Annotated in this window: 20 protein-coding genes and 1 pseudogene; 13 read left to right on the plus strand and 8 right to left on the minus strand. The window is 74.3% G+C overall.

Translation table 11 applies throughout. From position 1 onward, the window contains the following. Nucleotides 1-4: 4 nt before the first annotated feature. Entirely contained in the window at nt 5-1,303 is a 1,299-nt protein-coding gene (locus tag Q3W71_RS23455) for a DUF58 domain-containing protein (protein WP_302921582.1), read from the minus strand. A 1-nt stretch (nt 1,304) separates the two neighbouring features. Continuing rightward, entirely contained in the window at nt 1,305-2,357 is a 1,053-nt protein-coding gene (locus Q3W71_RS23460; protein WP_088992750.1) for a MoxR family ATPase, read from the minus strand. A gap of 276 nt (nt 2,358-2,633) precedes the next feature. Here Q3W71_RS23460 and Q3W71_RS23465 point away from each other — a divergent pair, with 276 nt between their 5' ends. Then, nucleotides 2,634-3,440: a cysteine hydrolase family protein gene (locus tag Q3W71_RS23465; RefSeq protein WP_302921583.1), complete on the plus strand. Its 807-nt coding sequence runs from the start codon at nt 2,634-2,636 to the stop codon at nt 3,438-3,440. A 262-nt stretch (nt 3,441-3,702) separates the two neighbouring features. After that, nucleotides 3,703-6,543 carry a leucine--tRNA ligase gene (leuS, locus tag Q3W71_RS23470; RefSeq protein WP_302921584.1) on the plus strand — a complete coding sequence of 947 codons (2,841 nt, stop codon included), beginning with the start codon at nt 3,703-3,705 and terminating at the stop codon, nt 6,541-6,543. Nucleotides 6,544-6,597: 54 nt separating this feature from the next. Here the strand turns inward: leuS and Q3W71_RS23475 are convergent, their stop codons facing one another. Then, complete coding sequence (locus Q3W71_RS23475; RefSeq protein WP_302921585.1) at nt 6,598-7,452, minus strand: ABC transporter permease subunit; 855 nt, start codon at nt 7,450-7,452, stop codon at nt 6,598-6,600. Beyond that, nucleotides 7,449-8,369 (minus strand): ABC transporter ATP-binding protein, encoded by a 921-nt coding sequence (locus Q3W71_RS23480; protein WP_302921586.1) that lies wholly within the window; start codon nt 8,367-8,369, stop codon nt 7,449-7,451. Before Q3W71_RS23480 ends, Q3W71_RS23475 begins: the two co-directional genes overlap by 4 nt. Nucleotides 8,370-8,492: 123 nt before the next feature. Between Q3W71_RS23480 and Q3W71_RS23485 the strand changes: the two genes are divergently transcribed. Beyond that, on the plus strand, nt 8,493-9,710 hold the full coding sequence (locus tag Q3W71_RS23485; RefSeq protein WP_302921588.1) for a sensor histidine kinase: 1,218 nt from the start codon (nt 8,493-8,495) through the stop codon (nt 9,708-9,710). After that, complete coding sequence (locus tag Q3W71_RS23490; protein ID WP_302921589.1) at nt 9,707-10,363, plus strand: response regulator transcription factor; 657 nt, start codon at nt 9,707-9,709, stop codon at nt 10,361-10,363. The genes Q3W71_RS23485 and Q3W71_RS23490 overlap by 4 nt, the downstream gene beginning before the upstream one ends. Nucleotides 10,364-10,592: 229 nt before the next feature. On the opposite strand, the gene Q3W71_RS23495 is transcribed toward Q3W71_RS23490, so the two are convergent. The 4 genes from Q3W71_RS23495 to Q3W71_RS23510 are packed head-to-tail and all read right to left on the minus strand — an operon-like array spanning nt 10,593 to nt 14,019. Next, nucleotides 10,593-11,378 carry a phosphotransferase gene (locus Q3W71_RS23495; protein ID WP_302921590.1) on the minus strand — a complete coding sequence of 262 codons (786 nt, stop codon included), beginning with the start codon at nt 11,376-11,378 and terminating at the stop codon, nt 10,593-10,595. Beyond that, nucleotides 11,365-12,066, minus strand: a complete 702-nt coding sequence (locus tag Q3W71_RS23500) for a TVP38/TMEM64 family protein (protein ID WP_302921591.1) — start codon at nt 12,064-12,066, stop codon at nt 11,365-11,367. Before Q3W71_RS23500 ends, Q3W71_RS23495 begins: the two co-directional genes overlap by 14 nt. Next, nucleotides 12,063-12,782, minus strand: a complete 720-nt coding sequence (locus Q3W71_RS23505) for a type 1 glutamine amidotransferase (RefSeq protein ID WP_302921592.1) — start codon at nt 12,780-12,782, stop codon at nt 12,063-12,065. The genes Q3W71_RS23500 and Q3W71_RS23505 overlap by 4 nt, the downstream gene beginning before the upstream one ends. Continuing rightward, entirely contained in the window at nt 12,772-14,019 is a 1,248-nt protein-coding gene (locus Q3W71_RS23510; RefSeq protein ID WP_302921786.1) for a MurT ligase domain-containing protein, read from the minus strand. Before Q3W71_RS23510 ends, Q3W71_RS23505 begins: the two co-directional genes overlap by 11 nt. A 356-nt stretch (nt 14,020-14,375) precedes the next feature. Between Q3W71_RS23510 and mraZ the strand changes: the two genes are divergently transcribed. The 9 genes and pseudogenes from mraZ to murG all read left to right on the plus strand — a co-directional run bounded on the left by mraZ (nt 14,376) and on the right by murG (nt 25,951). Further along, nucleotides 14,376-14,807 carry a division/cell wall cluster transcriptional repressor MraZ gene (gene mraZ, locus Q3W71_RS23515; RefSeq protein WP_302921593.1) on the plus strand — a complete coding sequence of 144 codons (432 nt, stop codon included), beginning with the start codon at nt 14,376-14,378 and terminating at the stop codon, nt 14,805-14,807. 194 nt (nt 14,808-15,001) lie between these two features. Then, nucleotides 15,002-16,115 (plus strand): annotated as a pseudogene (gene rsmH, locus Q3W71_RS23520) (16S rRNA (cytosine(1402)-N(4))-methyltransferase RsmH); the annotation flags it as partial. After that, entirely contained in the window at nt 16,111-16,716 is a 606-nt protein-coding gene (locus Q3W71_RS23525) for a hypothetical protein (RefSeq protein ID WP_302921594.1), read from the plus strand. The pseudogene rsmH and the gene Q3W71_RS23525, both read left to right, overlap by 5 nt. Before the next feature lie 4 nt (nt 16,717-16,720). Then, a complete protein-coding gene (locus Q3W71_RS23530) occupies nt 16,721-18,931 on the plus strand; it encodes a penicillin-binding protein 2 (RefSeq protein ID WP_302921595.1) in 2,211 nt (736 codons plus the stop codon). Between the two features lie 91 nt (nt 18,932-19,022). Beyond that, nucleotides 19,023-20,543 carry a UDP-N-acetylmuramoyl-L-alanyl-D-glutamate--2,6-diaminopimelate ligase gene (locus Q3W71_RS23535; protein WP_302921596.1) on the plus strand — a complete coding sequence of 507 codons (1,521 nt, stop codon included), beginning with the start codon at nt 19,023-19,025 and terminating at the stop codon, nt 20,541-20,543. Next, nucleotides 20,540-22,000 carry a UDP-N-acetylmuramoyl-tripeptide--D-alanyl-D-alanine ligase gene (gene murF, locus Q3W71_RS23540; RefSeq protein ID WP_302921597.1) on the plus strand — a complete coding sequence of 487 codons (1,461 nt, stop codon included), beginning with the start codon at nt 20,540-20,542 and terminating at the stop codon, nt 21,998-22,000. Before Q3W71_RS23535 ends, murF begins: the two co-directional genes overlap by 4 nt. After that, nucleotides 21,997-23,121, plus strand: coding sequence for a phospho-N-acetylmuramoyl-pentapeptide-transferase (mraY, locus tag Q3W71_RS23545; RefSeq protein WP_302921599.1), 1,125 nt, complete (start codon nt 21,997-21,999; stop codon nt 23,119-23,121). Before murF ends, mraY begins: the two co-directional genes overlap by 4 nt. 293 nt (nt 23,122-23,414) lie before the next feature. Beyond that, the gene (locus Q3W71_RS23550; protein WP_302921787.1) at nt 23,415-24,845 is read left to right on the plus strand and encodes an FtsW/RodA/SpoVE family cell cycle protein; all 1,431 of its coding nucleotides are present in this window, start codon (nt 23,415-23,417) and stop codon (nt 24,843-24,845) included. Further along, nucleotides 24,845-25,951 carry an undecaprenyldiphospho-muramoylpentapeptide beta-N-acetylglucosaminyltransferase gene (murG, locus tag Q3W71_RS23555; protein WP_302921600.1) on the plus strand — a complete coding sequence of 369 codons (1,107 nt, stop codon included), beginning with the start codon at nt 24,845-24,847 and terminating at the stop codon, nt 25,949-25,951. The genes Q3W71_RS23550 and murG overlap by 1 nt, the downstream gene beginning before the upstream one ends. The last annotated feature ends 27 nt before the right edge of the window (nt 25,952-25,978 follow it).

A 25,978-nucleotide genomic window follows, 5' to 3' on the forward strand; every position in this document is an offset into this window, starting at 1 on the left:
CCGTTCATCGCACGCCGCCGGCCACCGTCTCGGCCAGGGCCGCCCGCAGGGCGAAGCCCTGCGAACCCCGGGCCGCCTGCGGCCACAGCGCCGGCAGCCGGCCGCCGTGGTCGACGCCGATCACCCGCCATCCGCTCTGCAACAGGGCCAGCGCGGCGGCGCCGTGCGCCTGGTCGGCCTCGGTCCGGGCCTTCTCCGGCAGGTTGAGCCAGGTGGAGCTGTGCAGCAGGAAGCCCACGCAGGTGGCGCCGTTGCCGCGCAGCCCGGCCAGCAGCTCGGCCTCGGCCGTGCTCAGCGAGCCGATCAGGCCGATGATCAGGCCGCCGTCCGAGCGCTGCCGGACCCGCTGCACCAGCGTGGTGATCTCGACGTTCTTGTCCAGCCGCACCTCGGCGAGGTGGTCGAGGAGCAGGCCGTCGCCGCTCACCTCGGAGGCGTCCACGTCCACCCCCGAGCCGGTGACCAGGCGCAGCTTGTAGCCGGCCTGGCGCAGGTGCACGGCGATGCTGGCGGCGGCCGAGACCGCCCACTCGAAGCTGGCCGTCGGGCCGTCGCCGCGGTGGCCGTACGCCCGGGTGTCGAGAACGACGGTGGCCCGGCTCTCCCAGGGCTGTTCCTCCCGCCGCACCATCAGCTCGCCGGTGCGCGCCGTCGACTTCCAGTGCACCCGGCGCAGGTCGTCGCCCATCCGGTACTCCCGGGTGGCGGCGTCGTCCTCGCCGTGCACCGCCACCGATCGGGCCCGGCTGTCGCCGCTGCCGGCGTACTCGCCGGGCAGCCGAACCGAGGGCAGCGGGGTGACCTGCGGGATGACGGTCAGGTGGTCGGTGCTCGGGAAGGCGCGGCTGAGCTCGCACAACCCGAACGGGTCGGTCATCCGCACCACCAGCGGCCCCACCTCGTAGCGGCCGCGCACGTCCGCGCGCACGGTGTACGCCACCGAGCTGGCCTGGTGCGCGCCGAGCCGCTCCAGCACCACCCGCGGCCGGCTGCCCAGCGCGTACGGCAGCCGGTCCTCCAGCAACAGCGTGCCGGTGGGCAGGCGGGACATGTTCTGCAGCCGCAGCACCACCCGCGAGCTGGCCCCCACCGGCACCCGGTGCGGGTCCAGCGACCGGTTGCAGGCCAGCTTGTAGCGGCTGCGCCCGACGTAGGCCGCGGCGAGCAGCGGCAGGATGGCGAGCAGCACGGCGACCCGGAGCAGGTCCTTCTCGCCGAGGATCGCCGACGAGATCGCGGCGGCGACCGCGGCCGCCAGGAACGAGCGGCCCCGGGTGGTCAGCCCGCGCAGCCCTTCGCGCACCTCACGGCCTCCGCGGCTCGTACGGCGGCCGGCCGTGGCCCTGGCCGGGCCGGGTGTCGTAGGGGGAGCGCTTGCGGTCGTGCGGCAGCGGCAGCCGGTGCACCAGTTCGGCGACGATGGCGTCGGTGGTGCGGCGGGCCAGCTGGGCGTCGGCGGTGGGGATGATCCGGTGCGCCAGCACCGGCACGGCGAGCACCTGGAGGTCGTCCGGGAGGACGTAGTCGCGCCCCTCCAGGGCGGCGACCGCGCGGGCGGTGCGCAGCAGCTGGAGGGTGGCCCGGGGCGAGGCGCCCAGCCGCAGGTCGGGAGCCTCGCGGGTGGCGGTGACCAGGTCGATCGCGTACTGCTTGACGGCGTCGGCGACGTGCACCTGCCGGACGTGCCCGATCAGCCGGCGGACGGTGTTGGCGTCGGAGACCGGCCGCAGGTCGGTGAGCGGGTCGGTGGCGCCGTGCCCGTCCAGCATCGCCAGCTCGGCGCCCGGGTCCGGGTAGCCCATCGCGATCCGGGCGGTGAACCGGTCGCGCTGCGCCTCGGGGAGGGGGTAGGTGCCCTCCATCTCGATCGGGTTCTGGGTGGCGATCACCATGAACGGCGTCTGCAGCTGGTAGGTGACCCCGTCGACGGTGACCTGCCGCTCCTCCATGCACTCCAGCAGCGCCGACTGGGTCTTCGGCGAGGCGCGGTTGATCTCGTCGCCGACCACCAGGTTGGCGAAGACGGCGCCCGGGCGGAACTCGAAGTCGTGCGTCTCCTGGTTGTAGACGCTGACCCCGGTCACGTCGCTGGGCAGCAGGTCGGGGGTGAACTGGATGCGGCGCACCGAGCAGTCGATGGACCGGGCCATCGCCTTGGCCAGCTTGGTCTTGCCGACGCCGGGGACGTCCTCGATGAGCAGGTGGCCCTCGGCCAGCAGGACCGCCAGGGCGAGCCGTACGGTGGCGGTCTTGCCCTCGATGACCTGCTCGATGTTCGAGACGATGGCTTCGCTGGCGGCGCGGAACTCGTCGTGCGGCAGCAGACCGCCCACCTCGTCCCAGGTCTGTTGTGTCACGGGCCTCCTCCTCGTCGCCGATCACGGCAGCTCTGTGTAAGAGCACCTGGACCCGCCGTTGGGTTCGCGACGCCGAGCCTCGTCTGCCGCAGAAATCTCACTGGCCTCTCAGGCTAACCATGTTTGTCGTGATCGCCGACCCCCGCAGGTGGACCGCCGGTTACGCCCCGAATATTCGCCAGGTCGGGGGACGAGTGACCGGCCGGGCCGCGGGTAGTCCGGCAGGTCCGGCCGGGCGGCCGGGCGCGGCCGGAGCGGCGGGCAGGGAGGCGGACGGTGCGACGGGAGCGGGACGAGGTCTACCGCGGGACCGACGGCGGCGGCGTACGCCTCGCCGGTGGCGCCGCGCAGTGGCGACTGTATGCCGACCGGGTCGACCTGGCGCCCGGTGCCGTTGGTGACCGGCGGGTCCGGATCGACGCCGAGCTGCTGCCCGTCGTGGTGGACCTGGACGCCACCGCGCTGGTCCTGCTGGACCTGCAGAACGACTTCTGCTCCCCGGGCGGCTGGACGCAGCGCTCCGGTCTCGACCACACCGCCTGCCGGGCGGCGGTGCCCGGCGCGGTGCGGGCGGTCGAGGCGGCCCGCCGGCTCGGCGTACCGGTGGTCTGGGTGTACTGGCACAACCGCCCGGACCTGCGCAACCTCGGCGCACCGACGCTCTATTCGTTCAAGCACCGGCCGGACCAGGCCGGGATCGGCGAGCCCCTGGACCACGGCCCGGTGCTGACCGAGGGGTCGTGGGGCGCCACGCTGGTCGACGAACTGGCGGAGCTGGTCCGGCCGGAGGACGTGCAGGTGGAGAAGTACCGGATGAGCGGTTTCGAGGCCACCCATCTCGACCAGGTCCTGCGCGCCCAGGGCATCGACACGCTGCTCTTCGGCGGGGTCAACACCGACCAGTGCGTCACCACCACCATGGAGGACGCCTACTTCCGGGACTACGCCGCGATCCTGCTCACCGACGCCACCGCCACCTCCAGCCCCAGCTGGTGCAAGGACACCGTGGTCTTCAACGCCCAGCAGTGCTGGGGCTTCACCACCGACACGGCCCGCCTCGCCGACCCCCGCGCCGAGCCGTGACGAACCGGCGGGTCGGCGCCGCCGTCCCGACCGGTGGTAGCGGGCGCCCGCCCGCCTCCGGACTGGGGGTACACTGCCGGACATGGCCGGAGTCTTCCTGCTTCTTACCGAGCCGTGCTGATGCGCTGAACGCGCGACAGCACGGCGGCCCCTCATGCGTGAGGGGCTTTTTTGTGCCCGTCGCCGGCCGGCCCGGCGTCCGGGCCCGCAGCACCCACCAGACAGCACGAGACGACCGCGCCGAGCGACGCGAGGAGACGCCATGAGTGAGGCAGCCGTACCGGCCAGCGACATTCCCCCGTTCCGGTACACCGCGGCCCTGGCCGACGAGATCGAAAACCGCTGGCAGGACTTCTGGGAACGGGAGGGCACCTTCCACGCCCCGAACCCGACCGGCCCGCTGGCCGACCCCGACCACCCCCGGTCGGGCGCCGAGAAGCTGTACGTGCTGGACATGTTTCCCTATCCGTCCGGCGCCGGGCTGCACGTCGGGCACCCGCTGGGCTACATCGGCACCGACTGCTTCGCCCGCTACCAGCGGATGGCCGGGCGCAACGTGCTGCACGCGATGGGCTTCGACGCCTTCGGCCTGCCCGCCGAGCAGTACGCGGTGCAGACCGGCACCCACCCCCGGACCACCACCGAGGCGAACATCCAGCGGTACAAGTCGCAGCTGCGCCGGCTGGGCCTGGCCCACGACGAGCGCCGCTCGGTGGCCACCATGGACGCGGACTTCTACCGCTGGACGCAGTGGATCTTCCTGCAGATCTTCAACTCCTGGTACGACCCGCAGGCCCGCAAGGCCCGGCCGATCGCCGAGCTGATCGCCGAGTTCGAGGGGGGCACCCGGCCCACCCCGGACGGGCGGCCGTGGGCCGAGCTGACCGTGGCCGAGCGCCGGCGGATCGTCGACGACCACCGGCTGGCGTACGTCTCGGAGGCCCCGGTCAACTGGTGTCCGGGGCTGGGCACCGTGCTGGCCAACGAGGAGGTCACCGCCGACGGCCGCTCCGAGCGGGGCAACTTCCCGGTCTTCAAGCGGAACCTGAAGCAGTGGATGATGCGGATCACCGCGTACGGGGACCGGCTGCTGGACGACCTGGACACGCTGGACTGGCCCGAGGCGATCAAGCTGATGCAGCGCAACTGGATCGGCCGCTCCCAGGGCGCGCACATCGACTTCCCGACCCCGGTCGCGCCCATCCGGGTGTTCACGACCCGGCCGGACACGGTCTTCGGTGCCACCTACATGGTGCTGGCGCCGGAGCACGAGCTGGTCGACGCGCTGGTGCCGGCGGCCTGGCCGGAGGGGACGAAGGACGTCTGGACCGGCGGGCACGCGAACCCGCGGGCGGCGGTCGAGGCGTACCGGAAGGCGGCGGCGGCCAAGACCGACGTCGAGCGGCAGGCCGAGACGAGGGAGAAGACCGGCGTCTTCGTCGGGGCGTACGCCACCAACCCGGTCAACGACGCGCAGATCCCGATCTTCATCGCCGACTACGTGCTGGCCGGCTACGGCACCGGCGCGATCATGGCGGTGCCCGCCCAGGACGAGCGGGACTGGGACTTCGCCGAGGTCTTCGAGCTGCCGATCGTGCGCACCGTGCAGCCGGCGGAGGGCTTCACCGGCAAGGCGTACACCGGGGACGGGCCGGCGATCAACAGCGCCGCGCCCGACCGCGGCCTGGACCTGAACGGCCTGGGGGTGGCCGACGCCAAGGCCCGGATCATCGAGTGGCTGGAGGCCGCCGGGCACGGCCAGGGCGCGGTGACCTACCGGCTGCGCGACTGGCTGTTCAGCCGGCAGCGCTACTGGGGCGAGCCGTTCCCCATCGTGTACGACTCCACCGGCGCCGCCATCGCGCTGCCGGAGGAGATGCTGCCGGTCGAGCTGCCCGAGGTGGACGACTTCTCGCCGAAGACGTTCGACCCCGACGACGCCGACTCGAACCCGGAGACGCCGCTGTCGCGCCGCCGCGACTGGGTCGAGGTGGAGCTGGACCTGGGTGACGGCCCGAAGCGGTACACCCGGGAGACCAACGTGATGCCGCAGTGGGCCGGCTCGTGCTGGTACGAGCTGCGCTACCTGGACCCGACCACCGCCGACCGGTTCGTCGACGCGGAGAACGAGCGGTACTGGATGGGCCCGCGCTCGGCCGGCGACTGCGGCGGCACCGACCTGTACGTGGGCGGCGCCGAGCACGCCGTGCTGCACCTGCTGTACGCCCGGTTCTGGCACAAGGTGCTGTACGACCTGGGCCACGTGACGTCCTTCGAGCCGTTCCGGAAGCTGTTCAACCAGGGCTACATCCAGGCGTACGCGTACACCGACGCGCGCGGCGCGTACGTGCCCGCGGAGGAGGTCGTCGAGCGCGACGGCGGCTTCTACCTGGGCGACACCCAGGTCAACCGCGAGTACGGCAAGATGGGCAAGTCGCTGAAGAACGTGGTCACGCCGGACGAGATGTGCGCGGCGTACGGCGCGGACACCTTCCGGGTCTACGAGATGTCGATGGGCCCGCTGGAGGTGTCCCGGCCGTGGGAGACCCGGGCGGTGGTCGGCTCGTACCGGTTCCTGCAGCGGGTCTGGCGGGCGATCGTCGACGAGCAGACCGGTGAGCTGCGGGTCACCGACGACCCGGCCGACGAGGCGACCCGGCGGCTGCTGCACAAGGTGATCGACGGGGTCCGCGGCGACATGGAGGCGATCCGGTTCAACACCGCCATCGCCAAGCTGATCGAGCTGACCAACGGGCTGACCCGGCTGGCGCAGACCCCGCGCGAGGTGGCCGAGCCGCTGGTGCTGATGCTGGCGCCGTTCGCCCCGCACATCTCCGAGGAGCTGTGGCGGCGGCTGGGGCACGACACCTCGCTGACCTACGTGGACTTCCCGGTGGCCGACCCGGCGCTGCTGGTGTCCGAGACGGTGACCTACCCGGTCCAGGTCAACGGCAAGGTCCGGGGCCGCGTCGAGGTGCCGGCCGACGCGCCGGAGGAGACCGTCCGCGCCGCCGCCCTGGAGGCGGTGGCCGGCAGCCTGGCCGGCAAGGAGCCCCGCAAGGTCATCGTGGTACCCGGCCGGATGGTGTCGGTGGTGGCCTGACCCGCCCCGCCCGGTCGGGCCCGCCCTGATGGGGGCGGGCCCGACCGGGGTGGTTCAGGGGTCGCGGCGGTGGGTGGCGAAAAGCGCCACCACTGTGCAGGCCAGCGACCAGCCGGCGAAGGTGAGCCAGGCGCCGGTGACGGTGGCCGGGAACGGGTCGGGGTTCAACACGTCCGGGTGCACCTCGATCAGCCGTTGCCAGGCCGGGACGGGCAGCACGTGCCGGAGTTCGGCGATCCACCGGTGCTTGTCGCTGTCCACCATCAGCGGCAGCAGCACGAGCACCGAGGTGGCCGCCACGACGGCCCCGGCGGCGTGCCGGATCACCGCGCCCAGCCCCATCCCGATCAGCGCGCAGACCGGCACCAGCAGGGCGCTGCCCAGGACCGCCCGGGCCACCCCCGGCTCGCCGATCGACCAGCCGGCGTCGCGTCCGGACAGGATCGCCTGGGACACCCAGAACGAGGTCGCCGCGGTGGCCAGACCCAGCACGATCATCACCGCGGTCAGCACGGCCGCCTTCGCGGCCACCACCGACCGGCGGGCGGGAACGGCGGCGAACGTGGCGCGGATCAGCCCGCTCTGGTACTCGCCCACGAGGGTCAGCGCGCCGACGCTGGCGGCGGCGAGCATCAGCAGCAGGTACCCGGCCTCGGGGAAGGCGTCCCGCACCGGCCCGTACAGGTGGAACAACTCCCGCGTCCCGTCCGGGTACCTCGGATAGTTCCGGTAGTCGGCGAGGCTGGCGTGCACGCTCACCCCGACGACGAAGAGGTAGACCAGTGGCAGCGTCCACCGGGTCGAGCGGAGCGACCACAGCTTGATCCACTCGGCGGCGAGCAGGTCGCGGAACCGGGCCGGCAGGTCGGTCACCGGTGCGCGGGTGGGCGACGGTGTCACGGTGGTCATCGGGTCGTCCCTCCGGTGTACTCGACGCTGTCGGCGGTCAGTTCCATGAACGCCTCCTCCAGCGAGGCGGTCCGGGTGGCGAGCTGGTGCAGCGGGATCCGGTGGGCGAGCGCCAGGTCCCCGATCCGCTCGGCGGTCAGGCCGGTCACCAGGAGTCCCCCGGCGTCGTCCGGGCGGGCGGTGCCGCCCTCGGCCGCCAGCACCGCGGTCAGTGCCGCCGCGTCGGGCGTACGGACGGCGACGCTGGTCCCGGTGCCGCGGGCGGCGAACTCGGCGAGGCTCTGGTCGGCGATCAACCGGCCCCGGCCGATCACCACCAGCCGGTCGGCGCAGTTCTCCATCTCGCTCATCAGGTGGCTGGAGACGAACACCGTCCGCCCCTCGCCGGCCAACCGCCGGAACAGGTCACGCACCCAGCGGACCCCCTCCGGGTCGAGCCCGTTGAACGGCTCGTCGAAGAGCAGCACCGGCGGGTCACCGAGCAGCGCGGCGGCGATGCCGAGCCGCTGCCGCATGCCCAGGGAGAACCCGGCGATCCGGCGCCGGGCCACCCCGCCCAGTCCCACCTCCCGCAGCACCTCGTCGACCCGGGCCCGGCCGATGCCGTTGCCGCGGGCCAGCGCGGTGAGGTGGGCGACGGCCGACCGGCCGCCGTGCACGTCGCCCGCGTCCAGCAGCGCGCCGGCGTGCCGCAGCCCGCGCGGCCGGTCGGCGAACCGGACGCCGGCCACGGTGACGGTGCCGCTGGTCGGCCGGGTGAGACCGAGGATCATCCGGAGGGTGGTGGACTTGCCGGCCCCGTTCGGGCCGAGGAACCCGGTGACGTGCCCGGGGCGCACGGTGAGGGTCAGGTCGTCGACGGCCGTGGCGGGGCCGTACCTCTTGGTCAGCGCGTGGAGTTCGATCACCTGACCCACGCTGCCGGGCTCCGGCCCCGCCGGCGTCGCGCCGGCGGCCACATCCGGCGGCCCGGCACCCGCCCCGGGGCGTACGCCCGTGGGCCGATGCCCGGTCCCGGGCCCGCTGGCTACCGTGTCCGCATGGACGCCACCCTGTCGCCGCCACGCCGCGCCCTCGCCCTGGCGCGCGCGGTGCTGCCCTGGGTCGGCGTCGCGCTGCTGCCCGTCGCCCTGCTGCTCGCCGCGCCGCTGGCGTCCAGCCCGTTCGGGATCGGCTTCGGCGACTGGTGGCTCGCCGAGCGGTACCTGGTGCCGCTGCTGGTCCTGGGCCTGCCGGCCGGCCTGCTGCGCCGCCGCCCGCTGCTCGCCCTGGCGCTGATGCTGGTCGCGGCGTGCGTGGTCACCGTGACGGTCAACGTCCCGGAGAACGGCTACCTGCGCGACATCTGGTACGCCCAGTTCCTCGGCGTCGACCTGGTGGTCGGGCTGGTCGCGGCGCACCGGTCCCGGCGGGTCTCGGCGCCGGCAGCGCTGGTCGTGCTCGCGGTGCAGGTCGCGGCCAGCTTCGTGAACCCGGCCGACGACCCGCTGAGCCGGGCCACCGTATCCGTGCTGGCGGTGCTCGCCGCGTGGACGGTCGGCGACTCGGTGTGGGCCCGGCGCCGGCACGCCGAGGCGCTGCGGGCCCACGCCGCCGCCGAGGCGCTCACCGCCGAGCGCCTGCGCATCGCCCGCGAACTGCACGACATGGTGGCGCACAGCATCGGGGTGATCGCCATCCAGGCCGGCATGGGCGCGCGGGTGATCGACAGCCAGCCGGCGCAGGCCCGGGCCGCGCTCGCCACCATCGAGGCCACCAGCCGGGAGACGCTGGCCGGCCTGCGCCGTACGCTCGGCGCGCTGCGCCGCCCGCAGGGGGAGCCGGCGGCGCTGGACCCGACGCCCGGGCTGGCCGACCTGGACCGGCTGGTCGCCGCGGCGGCGGACGCCGGGGTCCGGGTGCGGCTGCACCGGCGGGGCGAGCCCGATCGGCTCCCCGCCGACCTGGACCTGGCCGCGTACCGGATCGTGCAGGAGGCGGTCACCAACGTGGTCCGGCACGCCGGCACCGCCGAGTGCCGGGTCACCGTGACCTACGCCCCGGACGAGCTGACCGTGGCGGTGGTCGACGACGGCCGGGGCGGGCCGGTCGGCGGCGAGGGGCACGGCCTCGTCGGCATGCGGGAGCGGGTGGCGCTGCTGGACGGCCGGTTCCACGCCGGCCCGCGCCCCGAGGGCGGCTTCCGGGTCGAGGCCCGGCTGCCGGTCCCGCCGAGCGCCGCCGCCGAGCCGGTGGCGGCCACGGAGGCGGGCCGGTGACCGTCCGGGTGCTGCTCGTCGACGACCAGCCCCTGGTCCGCGCCGGCCTGCGGGTGCTCATCACCGAGGCGCCCGACCTGGCAGTGGTCGGCGAGGCCGGCACCGGCGCCGAGGCCGTCCGGCTGGCCCGCGACCTGGCCCCCGACGTGGTGCTGATGGACCTGCGGATGCCCGGCACCGACGGCATCCAGGCCACCCGCACGATCACCGCGCACGGCGGGCCGACCCGGGTGTTGGTGCTCACCACCTTCGACGACGACGAGCACGTGCACGCCGCGCTGCGGGCCGGCGCGAGCGGCTTCCTGGTCAAGGACATGGCGGTGGACGACATCCTGGCCGCGGTCCGGGTGGTGGCCGCCGGCGACGCGCTGATCGCACCGGCCGTCACCCGCCGGCTGATCGCCGAGTTCGCCCGCCGGCCGGAGCAGCCCGCCCGCCGCCGGAGCCTGGACGGCGTCACCGAGCGGGAGCGGGAGGTGCTCACCCTCGTCGGTCGGGGGCTGTCCAACGCGGAGATCGCCGCCGAGCTGGTGATCAGCGTGGCCACCGCGAAGGCGCACGTGGCCCGGCTCTTCGCCAAGCTCGGCGCCCGGGACCGGGTGCACCTGGTCATCGCCGCCTACGAGGCCGGCCTGGTCACGCCCGCCGGCTGACCCGCGCCGGGCGCGCCTTCGGCCGTGCGCGCGGGGCGATCGAGGCGGCGGGCGCCCGGGGCGATCGAGGCCGCCGGCGATCGCGGCGGCCGCCGCCCGGGCGGGTCGTGCCGCGACGAGCTTGATGACACACAGGTATATATATGCCGCAGAGTCATCACGCTCGCCGGCGTGGGCGACGCGGCGACGGACCGGTCCGGGACGGCGCCCGGTCGGTGGGCGTGGGGGATCAGTCGCCCAGCGCGGCCAGCACCCCCCGGCGCTGCCGGAGCAGCCAGTCGTGCCAGCCGTGCACCAGCCGGACGACGCCGGCCGCCCGCAGCCGACCCATACCCGGCTCGTCCCGCTCGGCGCCGGCGTCGATGCCCCGCCAGGTGCCCTCCAGCTGGTCGAGCATCACGTCGACCAGCTCCGCCCCGGGCAGCGGCGGGCCGTCCGCGCCGGTGTAGGCGGCGCGGAGCAGGCGGGCCCGACGGCCCAGCTCGGCCGGGTCGGCGCCGTCGCCGAGCTCCGCCCAGTGCCAGGCGGCGAAGGCCACGTCCGCGATCCGCCGGCCCGGTGCGGCCCGGTCCCAGTCCAGGAAGGCGACCGGCAGCAAGCCCTGCGGGGTGTGCCGGTAGACGGTGTTCTTCGGGGACAGGTCGCCGTGGCAGACGGTCTCGGCGCCGCCGGCCAGCGGGCTGCCGGCGCACGCGTCGTGCAGTCGCCGGATCAGGACGGCCAGCCGGACCAGCGCCGGATCGGTGAAGTAGCCGGCATCCTCCCGGTCCCGCCAGGGCACCCGGCCGTCGAGGTAGCTGAGCACCTGCCGGCCGTGTTCGTCGGTGCCGAGGTGGCGGGGCGCGAGGTCGACGCCGGCCCGCTCCAGGTGCCGCAGCAGCGCGGCGACGAAGTCGCCGTTCTCCGGTGGCGTACGCCGGATGGTGTCGCCGACCCGCACCACCTCGGCGATGAACCCGCCCGGCAGGCGTTCCTCGCCGGCCCGGTCGGGGCCGTTGCCGTCAGCCGGTGGCACGGCGTCGGCCCAGTCCGGGGCGGCGGTGGCGCTCGGCGCGCCACCAGCCGCGGATCAGCACCACACTGGCGACCAGGCCGAGCGCGGCCGGGGTGGCGGCGAACCAGTTGACGTCGCCGGGGGAGGTGACCGCCGCGCCCACGGCGGCGTAGCCGAAGGCGGTCGGGGCGGAGGCGAGCACGCTGCCGACGAGGAACGGCAGGACCCGGGCGCCGGTGGTGCCGTAGCCGTAGCTGACCAGCCCGAAGCCGGCGATCGGCAGCAACCGGACGGTGACCACGCCGAGCACGCTCTGCCGGGCGAACCAGCCGTCCAGCCGGGCCAGCCGGCCGCGGACCCGCTCGGCGACGAACTCCCGGCCGAGCAGCCGGCCGACGGCGAAGCCGAGCCCGGCGGCCAGCAGCGCGGCGCACAGGGCGTAGCCGGCGCCCTCCAGCGGACCGAAGATCGCCCCGGAGGCGAGCGTGATGAACGTCCGCGGCACCAGCGCCACCAGCAGCAGCGCCCCGCCGAGGATCGCCGCGACCGGGGCCAGCGTGCCGAGCCGGTCGGCCAGCCGCGGCAGCTCGGCGACCTCGGGGCGGGGCGCCACCAGCATCAGCAGCCCGAACCCGGCGAGCAGGAACAGCAGCAGGAGGAACCGGACGGCCGACGGCTGCCCGAGCAGCCGCCGGACGGCCGGGATCATGCCCGGGCGGCGGCCACCGCGGCGCGGCGCTCGGACCGGAGCCGGTCGGACCAGGTGTCGTCCAGCGGCGGCAGCTGGTGCACGCCGGCCGCCCAGCGCAGCAGCAGGTCGGCCAGGGCCGGGTTGCGGGCCAGCGCCGGCCCGTGCGAGTACGTGCCGAGCAGCTTGCCCCGCCACGCGCCCTCGGTGGCGCCGTCGTTGCCGATGCCGGCGGTCACCCGGGCCAGCGGGGCGACCTCCGGGCCGAGGTGGGTGCGGCCGCCGTGGTTCTCGAACCCGCTCAGCGGGGGCAGGCCGAGCCGGGGGTCGATGTCGCCGGCCAGCTCGCCGACGGCCCGGGTCGGGCCCCGGTCGGAGGAGAGGTCGAGCAGCTCCAGGCCGCGGTACTGGGTGCCCTTGGCGAAGAAGGAGCTGCCGAGCAACTGGTAGCCGGCGCAGACGCCGAACACCACCGCCCCCTGGGCGACCGCCCGGTGCAGGCCGCCGTCGGCGAGCAGCCGCTGCGCGCCGAGCGCCTGGGGGCCGTCCTCGCCGCCACCGATGAGGTAGATGTCGGCGGTGGCGGGCAGCCGCTCGTCGGAGCGGACCTCCAGCACCTCCACCGGGATCCGGCGCTGGCGGGCGCGGTGGGCCAGGATCAGCGCGTTGCCCCGGTCGCCGTAGGTGGAGAGCAGGTCGGGGTAGACCCAGACGATGCGCAGGCTCTCAGTTGACACGGTCCAACTCCGCTCGGATGTCCTGGAACGCGGTGTAGTTCGCGATGACCTCCAGCCGCCCCGGGAGCGCGGTCCGGACGGCCTCGTCGAACGTCCGCACGTGCTGGAAGGGCACCTGGTTGACGTCGAGCCGGACGGCCAGGTCGTACGCCCGGTCGCCGGTGATCAGCACCTGCCGGCCGCGCAGCGGGGAGAAGTCGACGTCGAACAGCCATGAGGTATCCAGCCCGTCGGGGTCGCGGGCGTTGATCGACAGCAGCGTCGGCGCGTCGTCGGCCATGTCGAACGCCTCCAGCCAGCTGGCCGGGTTCTTGGCCAGCAGCAGCCGGATGTTGCGCCCGTCCCGCTCCACCTGGGCGTAGCGGCCGGCGACCGAGGCGACAGTGCCCAGCTGGAGCACCGCGTCGACCGGACGGACGCCGAACTCGGCGGCGACGGCCAGCGCGGTGGCCGCGTTACCGATGTTGACCTTGCCGGGCAGCTGGAGCTTGACCTTGTGCCAGGCGCCGGTCGGGTCGACCACGCCGTCGTCCTCGACCGTCCACTGCGGCTCCGGCCGGCGCAGCGGGCAGCCGCTGCACCACCACTGCGCGCCGGAGCGCTGGATGGTCGAACCGCACTCGGGGCAGACCCAGGAGTCGTCGTGCCACCGCTGCCCGGCGCTGAACCAGGTGACCTGCGGCGGCTGGATCCGGTGGTCGTGGTTGGGCGGCGGGGACGCGGCCCAGACCACCATCGGGTCGTCGGCGTTGGCGACCACCCGTACGTCGGGGTGCTTGACCAGGGCGGCCCGCCAGAGCTGCGCCATCATGGCGACCTCCTTGGCCCGGTCGAGCTGGTCGCGGGAGAGGTTCAGCAGCGCCACCACGTGCGGCTCGGTGGCCTCCAGCACCTGCGCGAGGTAGTGCTCGTCCACCTCCAGCACCGCGTACGGGGTGCTGCCGGCCTTGGCCAGCGCCGAGGTGTGCCCGGTGGGCATGTTGGCGCCGAAGGAGTTGGTGGCGACCCGGCCCAGCACGCCGACCGCCGCGGCGGTGAGCCGGGTGGTGGTGGTCTTGCCGTTGGTGCCGGAGATGAGCGCGATGGCGCGCCCGGCCGAGAGGTGGGCGAGCAGATCCGGGTCGATCTTCAGGCCGATCCAGCCGCCGATCACCGAGCCGTCGCCCCGGCCCGCGGCCCGCGACAGGGCCGCGGCCGTCCGGGACACGGAGCTGGCCACCTTCGCCCGCAGGGGCATCTTCGCGTCCGTCACCCGAGCGAGGTTACCGGACCGGCGCCCCCGCCAGATCGCCGCCGAGGGCGAACCGTTCGGCCGGGGTGCCCCGCCGGGTGGGCCGGATCGCGCTCAGCCGGACGGAGTCGATCTATGTCGGAAAGCGGACGCGGCCGGTGGGCCCCTTTCCCCCTCCACTCCGCCCCACCCCTTCTGACGTGCGGTTTTACGCGCGGAACCGACGCGCCACGCGGGCGTTTCCGGTTGCAGGTGGAGGGAAGTGGAGTAGAGTGGGGCCCAATGGTGAGGCCGGGAGGGCCCACCGGCCCGGGGGGTCAGCGGCGCCGCGAACGCCGCTAAAGGGCGAGGGGGTTGGGCCGATGTTCCTCGGCACCCACACCCCACGCCTGGACGACAAAGGCCGGTTGATCCTTCCGGCGAAGTTCCGGGACGAGCTGGCGGGGGGTGTCGTGATCACCAAAGGGCAGGAGCGCTGCCTCTACGTCTTCCCGATGCCCGAGTTCCAGCGGATCGCGGAGCAGTTGCGCGCACAGCCGATGACCAGCAAGGCGGCCCGGGCCTACAGCCGGGTCTTCTTCGCCAGCGCCCACGACGAGGTGCCCGACAAGCAGGGCCGGGTGACCATCCCGGGCCACCTGCGGGAGTACGCCGCGCTCGACCGGGACCTGGTGGTGATCGGCGCGAGCACCCGGGTGGAGATCTGGGACAAGGCCGCCTGGGAGACCTACCTCGCCGAGAGCGAAGACGACTTCGCCGACATCGAGGAGGGGGTGCTGCCCGGCGGACTGTAGGGCGTGACGGCGCCCGACGTACTGCGAGATCTCCAGCCGCTTTCGAGTTCCTGGCACCCCTTCCCCGGTGCCAGGCGCACGATCCAGTGGAGGGCCGCGGCCCTCGGCGGGCGGGAGCGGATGGGGATCTGGCGGTACGACGGCACGGCGTCGTCCGACGACAGGACGCGGACGGAAGAACCGGTAACCAACCAGTGGGGGTCGACATGGGGGAGCTACGCGGCACACACGTGCCGGTGCTGCTCGAGCGGTGTCTCGAGTTGCTCGCCCCCGCGCTGGGCCGGGGCGGACGGACGGTCCACGTCGACGCGACGCTGGGCCTGGCCGGCCACGCCGAGGCGGTGTTGCGGGCGCATCCGGAGACGGTGCTGATCGGCCTGGACCGGGACACCGAGGCGCTCGCCCACGCGCGCGTCCGGCTGGCCCGCTTCGCCGACCGGGTCCACCTGGAGCACGCCGTCTACGACGAGCTGCCCGAGGTGCTCGACCGGCTGGGCTACCCGGGCATCGACGGGATCCTGTTCGACCTCGGAGTCTCGTCGTTGCAGCTCGACGCGCCCGACCGCGGGTTCGCGTACGCGCAGGACGCGCCGCTGGACATGCGGATGGACCAGACCCGGGGGGTGACCGCCGAGGAGGTGGTCAACACCTACTCCCACCCGGACCTGGCCCGGGTGCTGCGGGTCTACGGCGAGGAGAAGTTCGCCGGCCGGATCGCCTCGGCGATCATCCGGGAACGGGAGCGCGCTCCGATCACCTCGTCGGCCCGGCTGGCGGAGCTGGTCCGGGAGTCCATTCCGGCACCAGCCCGACGAACCGGGGGACACCCGGCAAAGAGAACGTTTCAGGCTTTAAGGATCGAGGTAAACAGGGAACTGGCAGCGCTGGAGACGGCGCTGCCGGCCGCGCTCGACCGGCTCAACGTGGGCGGCCGCATGGTGGTCCTGTCCTACCACTCGCTGGAGGACCGGCTCACCAAGGCGGCGCTCGCCGAGCGGGTCCGCAGCAAGGGCCCGATCGACCTCCCGGTCGAACTCCCCGGGTCCGGTCCGACGTTCCGGCTGCTCAGCCGGGGCGCCGAACTGCCGGGGGAGGTGGAGGTCGCCGCGAACCCGCGCGCCGCTTCGGTGCGGTTGCGGGCCGCGGAGCGCATCGACCCGAACGCCGAGCAGCAGGGGCGGACCGACCGCGAACGGTCCCGCCGCCGCGTCAAGGCGATGCACCAACCGGGGACGGGGTCGACCGCGGCAACCGCGGGGGACTCCGGGGGACGGGACAGGGACGGACGTAGAGGGGGAGGGACATGAGCATAGACAAGCGCGACCGCCGGGACGTGACCGGCGGCGGGCAGCGCGCACCGCGGTCGGGGGGCCGGACCGCGGCGGAGCGGGCCACGCGCGTCGGGACCGGCGCTCCGGTCAAGGAGCGGGTGAACCGGCTGGGGGAGACTCGCGCCCGGGGGGCGCGCGAGTTCCCGACCCAGGGCAGCGCCGCGCTGCGGCCGGCGGAGCGGGGCACCGCCACGGCGGCCCGTCCGCCGCGGCTGCGGGTGGCGCCGCCGCCGCCGGTGCGGGTGCCGCGGGCGCCGTTCGCGGCGCTGATCGTGGTGCTGGTGGTCGGTGGGGTGCTCGGCATCCTGCTGGTCAACACGAAGATCAACGAGAACGCGTTCCGGCTGGAGCGGCTGCAGCAGCAGCAGGCCCAGCTCGACCTGGAGCAGCAGCAGCTGAAGAAGCAGATCGCCGACGCGGAGGCGCCGGGCAACCTGGAGGCCGCGGCCAAGGGCCTCGGCCTGGTCGAGGCGGGCGAGCCGGCGTACATCCGGCTGCCGGACGGCCAGCTGATCGGCGTGCCGCAGCCGGCCGACGGCGAGCCGTCGATCACCAGCCAGCAGGGCTCGGGGGGCTAGGACGGTGCCCCCGAGATCGGACGAACCGCGCCGGGACGCCACGGGCTCCCGGCGCGGCTCGTCGCGTGCCAGCGGTGGCCGGGGCACCGACCGTACGGCCGAGCCGGGCGTCGGCGGCATCTCCGACGCCCGGGCGTACACCCCCCGGGGGCGCACCATCCGGGAAGGGGCGGCCCGGGCCGACCGCGAGGAGCGGACCGGCCGCCCGGAGCAGCGGCGCACCCCGCGCAGCACCCGTTCCGGCGACCCGTTCCGGCCCGCGCTCCAGGTGCTCGACGGCGGCCGGACCGGGGCCACCCGGGCGGGCCGGCGGGACGCGACCGGCGGCCGGGCCGGCGTCGTCCGCACCGTCACGCCGCGCGCACCGCGCGAGCCCTTCGACGACGAGCCACCGGCGGCGCCGCGCCGCCGGGCCACCCCGCGCCGGCCGGACCGGGCAGCCGTCCGGCGTCCGTCGCGCAAGCCGCGCCGCCCGCCGAAGCTGGCCGACCCGGGCCGCCGGCTGCGGCTGGGCACCGTGCTGACCCTGGCGCTCTTCGCCACCATCGGCATCCGGCTGGTCTACCTGCAGGCCGTGGAGACCCCGGCGTACGCGGGCGGCGGCGTCGCCGACCGCACCCGTACGGTCACCCTGCCCGCGCCCCGGGGCGCGATCTACGACCGGGACGGCGCCGAGCTGGCGCACAGCGTGGAAGCCCGCTACGTCTACGCCGACCCGACCCAGATCAAGGATCCGCAGGCCACCGCGAAGGCGCTCTCGCCGCTGCTCGGCATCCCCGCCTCGGAGCTGGCCGGGCGGATGGCCCCGCGCAAGCGCCCGGACGGGGTCTGGTCGCAGTTCGAGTACCTGGCCCGCGGGGTCGAGATCGAGCGGGCCCGGCGGATCATGGACCTGAAGCTGCCCGGCATCAACACCCACCGCGACGAGCGGCGCGAGGTGCCCGGCGGCGACCTGGCCGCCAACCTGATCGGTTTCACCAGCGAGGACATGAACGGCCTGGAGGGGCTGGAGGCCCGCTACGACGACCTGCTGCACGGCGAGGACGGCAAGCGGGTCTACGAGGTCGGCCTGGGTGACCTGGCCGCCCCGATCCCCGGCGGCTACAGCCGCACCACCCCGCCCAAGCCGGGCAGTTCGCTCCAGCTCACCATCGACCGTGACCTCCAGTTCAAGGTGCAGCGGATCCTCAGCGAGGCGATGGCGCAGAGCAAGGGCAGCACCGGCGCCGCCGTGGTGATCGAGGTGGCCACCGGGGAGGTGCTGGCCCAGGCCAGCCACCCGACCTACAACGCCGCGAAGCCCCTGCCCAGCGACCCGGCCGACCGGGAGGACGCGGCCACCAGCTTCGTGGTGGACCCGGGCTCGGTGCACAAGGCGATCACCTTCGGCGCGGCGTTGCAGGAGGGGGTGATCACCCCGGACACCACGCTGCCGATCGCGAACAGCATCAAGAAGGGCGACACCTGGTTCTCCGACACCCACCCGGCGAACGGGCGGCGGATGACCCTGCCCGGGATGATGGCGTACTCGTCGAACGTCGGGACCATCGAGATCGCCGAGAAGCTCGGCCGGGAGCGGCTGATCGACTACCAGCGCCGGTTCGGGCTCGGCCAGGCCACCGGGGTGGGCATGCCCGGCGAGGCCACCGGCCGGCTGCTGCCCGCCGACGAGTGGAGCGAGTCGTCGCACGGGTCGGTGCCGATCGGGCACAGCGTGGACGCCACGCCGCTGCAGATGGCCGCCGCGTACGCGGCCATCGCCAACAACGGCACCTACGTCCAGCCGCACCTGATCAAGGAGGTGATCGGGCCGGACGGCAAGCGCACGCCCGGCAAGGCGCCGGTCACCCGGTCGGTGCTCAGCCCGGAGAACGCGGCCGCGCTGCGCACCATCCTGGAGGCGGTGACCACCGTCGACGGCGCCACCGGCACGGCGGCGGCGATCCCGGGTTACCGGGTCGCCGGCAAGACCGGCACCGGCTGGCGGCTGGTCGACGGGGAGAAGCAGCCCGGCGAGGTGGCCTCGTTCATCGGGATGGCCCCGGCCGAGCAGCCCCGGTACGTGATAGCGGTCTTCGCGCACACCCCGGCCGGCGGGGGCGGCGACATCGCCGCCCCGGCGTTCCGCGAGATGATGCAGTTCACCCTGCACCACTACCGGGTGCCGCCGTCCGCCGCCGGCAAGGCGCCGAAGTTCACGGTCTATCCCCGCTGACCAGGCATGGCGGGACATCATCGGTGAGTGCGGACGAACCACCGGGGCGGCTGTGCGGCCGGAACCGGACGACCGGGTAGGGTCTGACGCCGTGCCCGGCAATCCTCGCCCCCGTACCGTGATCGGCACCCGGCTCGGCGATCTCGCCGCCCGGCTGGCCGTGGAACCTCCGGCCGACACCGCCGATCCCGTGGTGACCGGCATCACCCACGCCAGCCAGGAGGTCCGCCCCGGCGACCTGTACGCGGCGCTGCCCGGCGCCCGCCGGCACGGCGCGGAGTTCACCGCCGCCGCGGCGGCGGCCGGGGCGGTGGCCGTGCTGACCGACCCGGCGGGCGCGCCCGCGGCGGCCGAGGCCGGCCTGCCCGCGCTGGTGGTGCCCGACCCGCGGGCCGCGCTCGGCGCCCTGGCCTCCGCGGTCTACGGCGACCCGACCGAGGGGCTGACCGTGATCGGGGTGACCGGCACCGCCGGCAAGACCTCCACCGCCTACCTGGTCGAGTCCGGGCTGCGCGCCGCCGGCCAAACCACCGGCCTCATCGGCACCGTGGAGACCCGCCTCGGCGACCTGCGGATCGACAGCGTGCGCACCACGCCGGAGGCCACCGACCTGCACGCCATGCTGGCCGCCGCCCGCGAGCGCGGGGTCACCGCGGTGGTCATGGAGGTGTCCAGCCACGCGCTGGCCATGGGCCGGGTCGGCGGGGTGCGGTTCACCGTCGGCGGCTACACCAACTTCGGCTCCGACCACCTGGACTTCCACGCCGACTCGGCGGACTACTTCGCGGCCAAGGCGCAGCTCTTCGACGGCCGGTGCGCGGTGGAGGTGCTCAACCACGACGACCCGGCGCTGCGGTCGCTGTTCAAACCGGCCACGGTGAGCTACTCCGCGGCCGGCGACACCGCCGCCACCTGGTGGGCCGACGGCATCGGCGGCGAGGGGTACGCCCAGCACTTCACCGCGCACGGCCCGGACGGCCTGGTGCTGCCCGCCGGCGTGGCGCTGCCCGGCCGGCACAACGTCGCCAACGCCCTGCTGGCCATCGCCATGCTGGTCGCCGCCGGGGTGGACCCGGCCACCGCGGCCGCCGGGGTGGCCGCCTGCGGCGGGGTTCCCGGGCGGCTGGAACTGGTGGCCGACGGCCCCGTGCGCGGGGTGGTCGACTACGCGCACAAGGCGGACGCGATCGTGGCCGCGCTGGCCGCCCTGCGGGAGCTCAGCGCGGGCCGGCTGATCTGCGTGATCGGTGCCGGCGGCGACCGGGACCGGGGCAAGCGCCCGGTGATGGGCGCCGCCGCGGCGGAGGGAGCCGACGTGGTGCTGGTGACCGACGACAACCCGCGCACCGAGGACCCGGCGGCGATCCGCGCCGAGGTGCTCGCCGGCGCCCGGGGGGCCGGCACGGCGGCCCGGATCGAGGAGGTCGGCGACCGCCGGGCGGCGATCGACGCGGCGGTCGCGCTGGCCGAGCCGGGCGACGTGGTCGCACTGCTCGGCAAGGGCCACGAACGCGGGCAGGAGGTCGGCGGCGAGGTGCTCCCGTTCGACGACCGCACCGAGCTGGCCGACGCGCTGCGCGCCCGGTTCGGCGACCTGGCGGGGCACCGGTGATCCCGCTCAGCCTGGCCGAGGTCGCCTCGGCGGTCGACGGCCGGCTGGTGGCCGCCGACCCGGACGTCCGGGTGACCGGACCGGTCGAGTTCGACTCGCGCAAGGTGTCCGCCGGCGCGCTCTTCGTCGCCTTCCCCGGCGAGAAGGTGGACGGGCACGACTACGCCGCGGCGGCGGTCGAGGCCGGCGCGGTGGCGGTGCTCGGCACCCGGGAGGTGCCGGGCGTGCCGATGGTGCTGGTCGGCGACGCGCTCGCCGCGATGGGCCGGCTGGCCCGCGCGGTGGTGGACCGGCTGCCCGGGCTCACCGTTGTCGGGTTGACCGGTTCGTCCGGCAAGACCACCACCAAGGACCTGATCGCCCAGCTCGCCGCGCGGCTCGGCCCGACGGTCGCCCCGCCCGGCTCGTTCAACAACGAGCTGGGGCACCCGTACACGGCGTTGCAGGCCGGGCCGGAGACCCGCTACCTGGTGATGGAGAAGGGCGCCCGCGGGGTGGGGCACGTGCGCTACCTGTGCGACGTGGTGCCGCCGCGGATCTCCGTGGTGCTCAACGTCGGCGTGGCGCACATCGGCGAGTTCGGCTCCCGGGAGACCATCGCGCTGGCCAAGGGGGAACTGGTCGAGGCGCTGCCGGCGGACGGGCTGGCGGTGCTCAACGCCGACGACCCGTTGGTGGACGCGATGGCGACGCGTACCGTCGCCCGGGTGGTCCGGTACGGCGAGGCGGCGGACGCGGACATCCGGGCCGTCGACGTGACGCTGGACGAGCGCGGCCGGCCGGCGTACACCCTGGTGACCCCGGAGGGGGACGCGCCGGTGCGGCTCGGGCTGACCGGGCGGCACCAGGTGTCGAACACCCTGGCCGCCGCGGCGGTGGCCCGCGAGCTGGGCATGCCGCTGACCGAGCTGGCCATCGCGCTGGGCGAGCTGGGGACGGTCTCCACCCGCCGGATGGACGTCTTCGAGCGTCCCGACGGGGTGACCGTGATCGACGACTCGTACAACGCCAACCCCGCCTCGATGGCCGTCGCGCTGCGTGCGCTGGCCGGCATCGGACGGGGCCGGCGTACCCTCGCGGTGCTCGGCTACATGGCCGAGCTGGGCCCGTTCGAGCACGACGGGCACGCCGAGGTGGGCCGGCTCGCTGCCGAGCTGGGCGTGGACCGGGTGCTCGTGGTGGGTGAGCCGGCCGCGCCGATCCACGAGGGCGCGACATCGGTAAGTGACTGGGGAGGAGAGTCGGTGCTGCTCACCGATCAGGCGGCGGCCGTCGAGGTGCTGCGGAGCGAGCTACGGCCGGGCGACGTCGTCCTGGTGAAGGGCTCCCGGTACCGCACCTGGGAGGTGGCCGACGCGCTGCGCGCGGACGCCGGGAACCCTACCGGGGAGAGCGCCGGGAGCGCGAGGAGTGAGCTTGCGAGCCCCGCAGTCGTGACCGAGGGTGGCACCGCATGAGGGCGGTGATCGTCGCCGTCGGGGTCGCCTTCCTGATCTCGCTGTTCTGCACCCCGATCGCGATCAAGGTGTTCACCCGGCTCAAGGCCGGCCAGCCGATCCGGGCCGAGGGCCCGGCCATGCACCAGGGCAAGAAGGGCACGCCGACGATGGGCGGCGTGGTCTTCATCCTGGCCACTGTCATCGCGTACGTGGCCGGGCACCTCGCCCTGACCACCCTGCCGGACCAGCAGATCGCCCAGGTCGAGCCGACCATCACCGCGCTGGTGCTGCTGGGGCTGATGGTGTTCTCCGGCGCGGTCGGCTTCATCGACGACTTCCTGAAGGTGCGCAAGCGGCACAGCGGCGGGTTGAACAAGCGCGGCAAGCTGCTCGGCCAGATCCTGGTCGGCGCGGTCTTCGGGGTGGTGGCGCTCTACTTCCCGAGCACCATGACCGACGCCTCCGGCGCGGTGACCAACACCGAGACCGTCGGCAGCACCACGCTCAGCTTCATCCGGGACATCCCGGCGCTGGACGTCACCAAGGTCGGCGCGGTGGTCATCTTCATCTTCGTGGTGATGGCCGCGACCAACGGGGTGAACCTCACCGACGGTCTCGACGGCCTGGCCACCGGCGCCTCGGTGATGGTCCTCGCGGCGTACGCGTTGATCGCGTTCTGGCAGTACCGGCACTGGTGCGCCGACCCGAACTACACCCAGGACTACTGCTACACGGTCCGCGACCCGCTGGAGATCGCACTGATCGCCGGCGCCGCCGCCGGGGCCTGCGTGGGCTTCCTGTGGTGGAACACCTCACCGGCGCGGATCTTCATGGGCGACACCGGCGCGCTCGGCCTCGGCGGGCTGATCGCCGGCATGGCGATGTCCACCCGGACGATCCTGCTGCTGCCGATCATCGGCGGGCTCTTCGTCATCATCACGATGTCGGTGGTCATCCAGATCATCTCGTTCCGCACCACCGGCAAGCGGGTGTTCCGGATGTCGCCGTTGCAGCACCACTTCGAGCTCGCCGGCTGGAGCGAGGTCAACATCGTGGTGCGCTTCTGGATCATCGCCGGCATCGGCGTGGCCATCGCCCTCGGCCTCTTCTACAGCGAGTTCCTCGCCGCCGTCACCTGATCGGTTCCCGCCGATCTTGCACTTTCAGCCCGTGGAATGCCCGGTTCTGCGGCCTTCGCCCGGGCGCCAAGTGCAAGATCGGCGAGAGGAGGGGGTGCCGACACGCCGACCGGGCGGTTGCGGGGGTGGTGGCCCCCGAGAACCGCGATGATGTCGGGGTGGGGGAGGCGCGAGGAACCGAGGGCACGGCCGGAACCAGGACGCGGACGGCGGCGGGCGGGACGCGTACCGCCGAGGCGGCCGGGACGCCGCGCGGGCCGGACGAGCCGGGCGGGCCGGCGGCGCTGCGCGGACTGGACGCCGCCGGCGGGCTGGCCGCGCTGCGTGGCCTGCTGGACCGGCCGCTGGCCTCGTACTACCTGCTGCTCTCCAGCGCCGGGCTGCTGCTGCTGATCGGCCTGACCATGGTCTTCTCGGCCACCAGCGTCAAGGACTACGCCGAGAACGGCAACGCCTCCGCCTCGCTCACCAAGCAGGCGATCTTCGCGGTGATCGGCATCGGCGCCTTCTGGGCCTGCCAGCGGCTGCCGGCGACCACCTACCGGTCGCTGGGCCGGCCGCTGCTCTTCACCGCCATCGGGCTGCTGCTGGTGCTCAACCTGCTGCTCGCCTACGCCCGGCTGACCGGCCAGGACTCCGCCCGGATCGGCCCGATCGAGGCCCGGCTGCTCTGGCTGTTCATCGGCGGCGTCCAGGTGCAGCCCTCCGAGCTGGCCAAGTTCGCCCTGGTGCTGTGGGGCGCGCACGTGATCGCCCGCAAGGGCGCCGCGCTGGGCTGGTGGCGGGAGCTGGCCACCCCGCTCTTCCCGGTGGTCGGGCTGCTCTTCGTGCTGGTCGGCTACAACGACCTGGGCACCATGCTCTGCCTGCTGGCGCTGGTGATCGGCCTGCTCTGGGCGGCCGGGGTCCGGCTGCGGGTGTTCGGCGCGCTGTCGGTGTTCGGGCTGATCGGCGTGGGCCTGCTGATCGCGGTCGCCTCACTCGGCGCCGGCTCCGGCGAGCGGGGCGAGGAGAACTACCGGTTCGCCCGGCTGATGTCCTTCTTCAACCCGCCCGCCCCGGAGGACTGCAAGCTGGAGGGCTGCTACCAGATCTTCCAGGGGCGGCTGGCCATCGAGCACGGCGGCTGGTTCGGCGTCGGGCTCGGCAAGAGCAGCCTGAAGTGGAACTGGCTGCCGGAGGCGCACAACGACTTCGTCTTCGCGATCATCGCCGAGGAACTCGGCGTGGTCGGCTGCGCGGTGGTGCTCACCCTGTTCGCCGTGCTGGCGTACACCGGGCTGCGCATCGCCCGCCGGGTGGACGACCCGTTCCGCCGGCTCGCGGCCACCGCGGTGACCACCTGGCTGGTCAGCCAGGCGGTGATCAACGTGGGTGGCGTGGTCGGGCTGCTGCCGATCACCGGCCTGCCGCTGCCGTTCATCTCCGACGGCGGCAGCGCCCTGGTCGTCACGCTCGCCGCGGTCGGCATGCTGGCGTCCTTCGCCCGGGCGGAACCCGACGCGGCCAGAGCACTGCATGCCCGTCCGCCGGCCCGATGGGTCCGACTAGTCTGGGCCCCGTTGCCACCGCTTCCCGCGCGGCGCCGCCGGACGGCGACGCCGCCGGCCGCCCGAGGGTCCGTGCCCCGGGCGCGGGAGCGGCGGCAGGACGACCAGGCCGCACCGCGCGGCGTCCGGGCGACCCGGACCCGCGGCCGGTCGGCGGACGAGAGGAGACGCTGATGGGTCCGCTGCGTTCGGTGGTGCTCGCGGGAGGTGGCACCGGGGGGCACATCTACCCGCTGCTCGCCTTCGCCGACTGCCTGCGCCGACACGACCCCGGCGTCCGGATCACCTGTCTCGGCACACCCAAGGGGCTGGAGAACGAGCTGATCCCGCCGCAGGGCTACGACCTGCGCCAGATCCCCGCCTACCAGCTGCCCCGGTCGGTCAACATGAACCTGGTGAAGACCCCGGGCCGGATGTGGACCGCGGCCCGCGCCGCGGGCAAGGTGATCGACGAGGTGCGCGCCGACGTGGTGGTGGGCTTCGGCGGGTACGTCTCGGTGCCGGCCTACCTGGCCGCCTGGCGCCGCGAGCTGCCGATCGTGATCCACGAGGTGAACGTCCCGCCGGGCGTGGCCAACCGGCTCGGCATGAAGTTCACCAAGCACGTGGCGGTCGGCTTCCCGCACCAGCCGGCGCAGGCCGAGTCGCTGCGCGACGCCCGGGTGGTCGGCGTGCCGCTGCGCCAGCGCATCGCCGGGCTGGACCGGGCCGCGCTGCGCGACGCCGCGCGGGCGCACTTCGGGCTCCGCCCCGACCTGCCGGTGCTCTTCGTCGCCGGCGGCTCGCAGGGCGCCCGGTCGATCAACCTCGCGGTCTCCGGTGCGGCCAAGGAACTGGCCCGGCACGGGGTGCAGGTGCTGCACGTGATGGGCGCCCGCAACGAGCCGGTGCCGATCCCCACCGACCTGCCGGTGCCGTACGTCACCCTGCCCTACCTGTCCGAGATGGAGCTCGGCTACGCCGCAGCCGACCTGATGCTGGGCCGGGGCGGGGCGATGACCTGCGCCGAGGTGGCCGCGATCGGCCTGCCCGCGATCTACGTGCCCTACCCGCACAGCAACCAGGAGCAGAAGCGCAACGCGCTGCCCGTGGTGGAGGCCGGCGGCGGGCTGCTCGTCGACGACGCCGAGCTGACCCCGGACTGGCTGGAGCGCACGGTGATCCCGCTGATCCGCGACCCGCACCGGCTCGCCGCGATGGGCGCCGCCGCGGCCGCGTACGGGCGGCGCGACGGCGACGAGGCGCTGCTCGACTTCGTCTACGAGGCGGTGTCCCGATGAGCCGGTACGCCGCGACTGGAAGGCAGC

Source organism: Micromonospora sp. C28SCA-DRY-2 (assembly GCF_030519475.1).
Taxonomy (GTDB): Bacteria; Actinomycetota; Actinomycetes; order Mycobacteriales; family Micromonosporaceae; genus Micromonospora.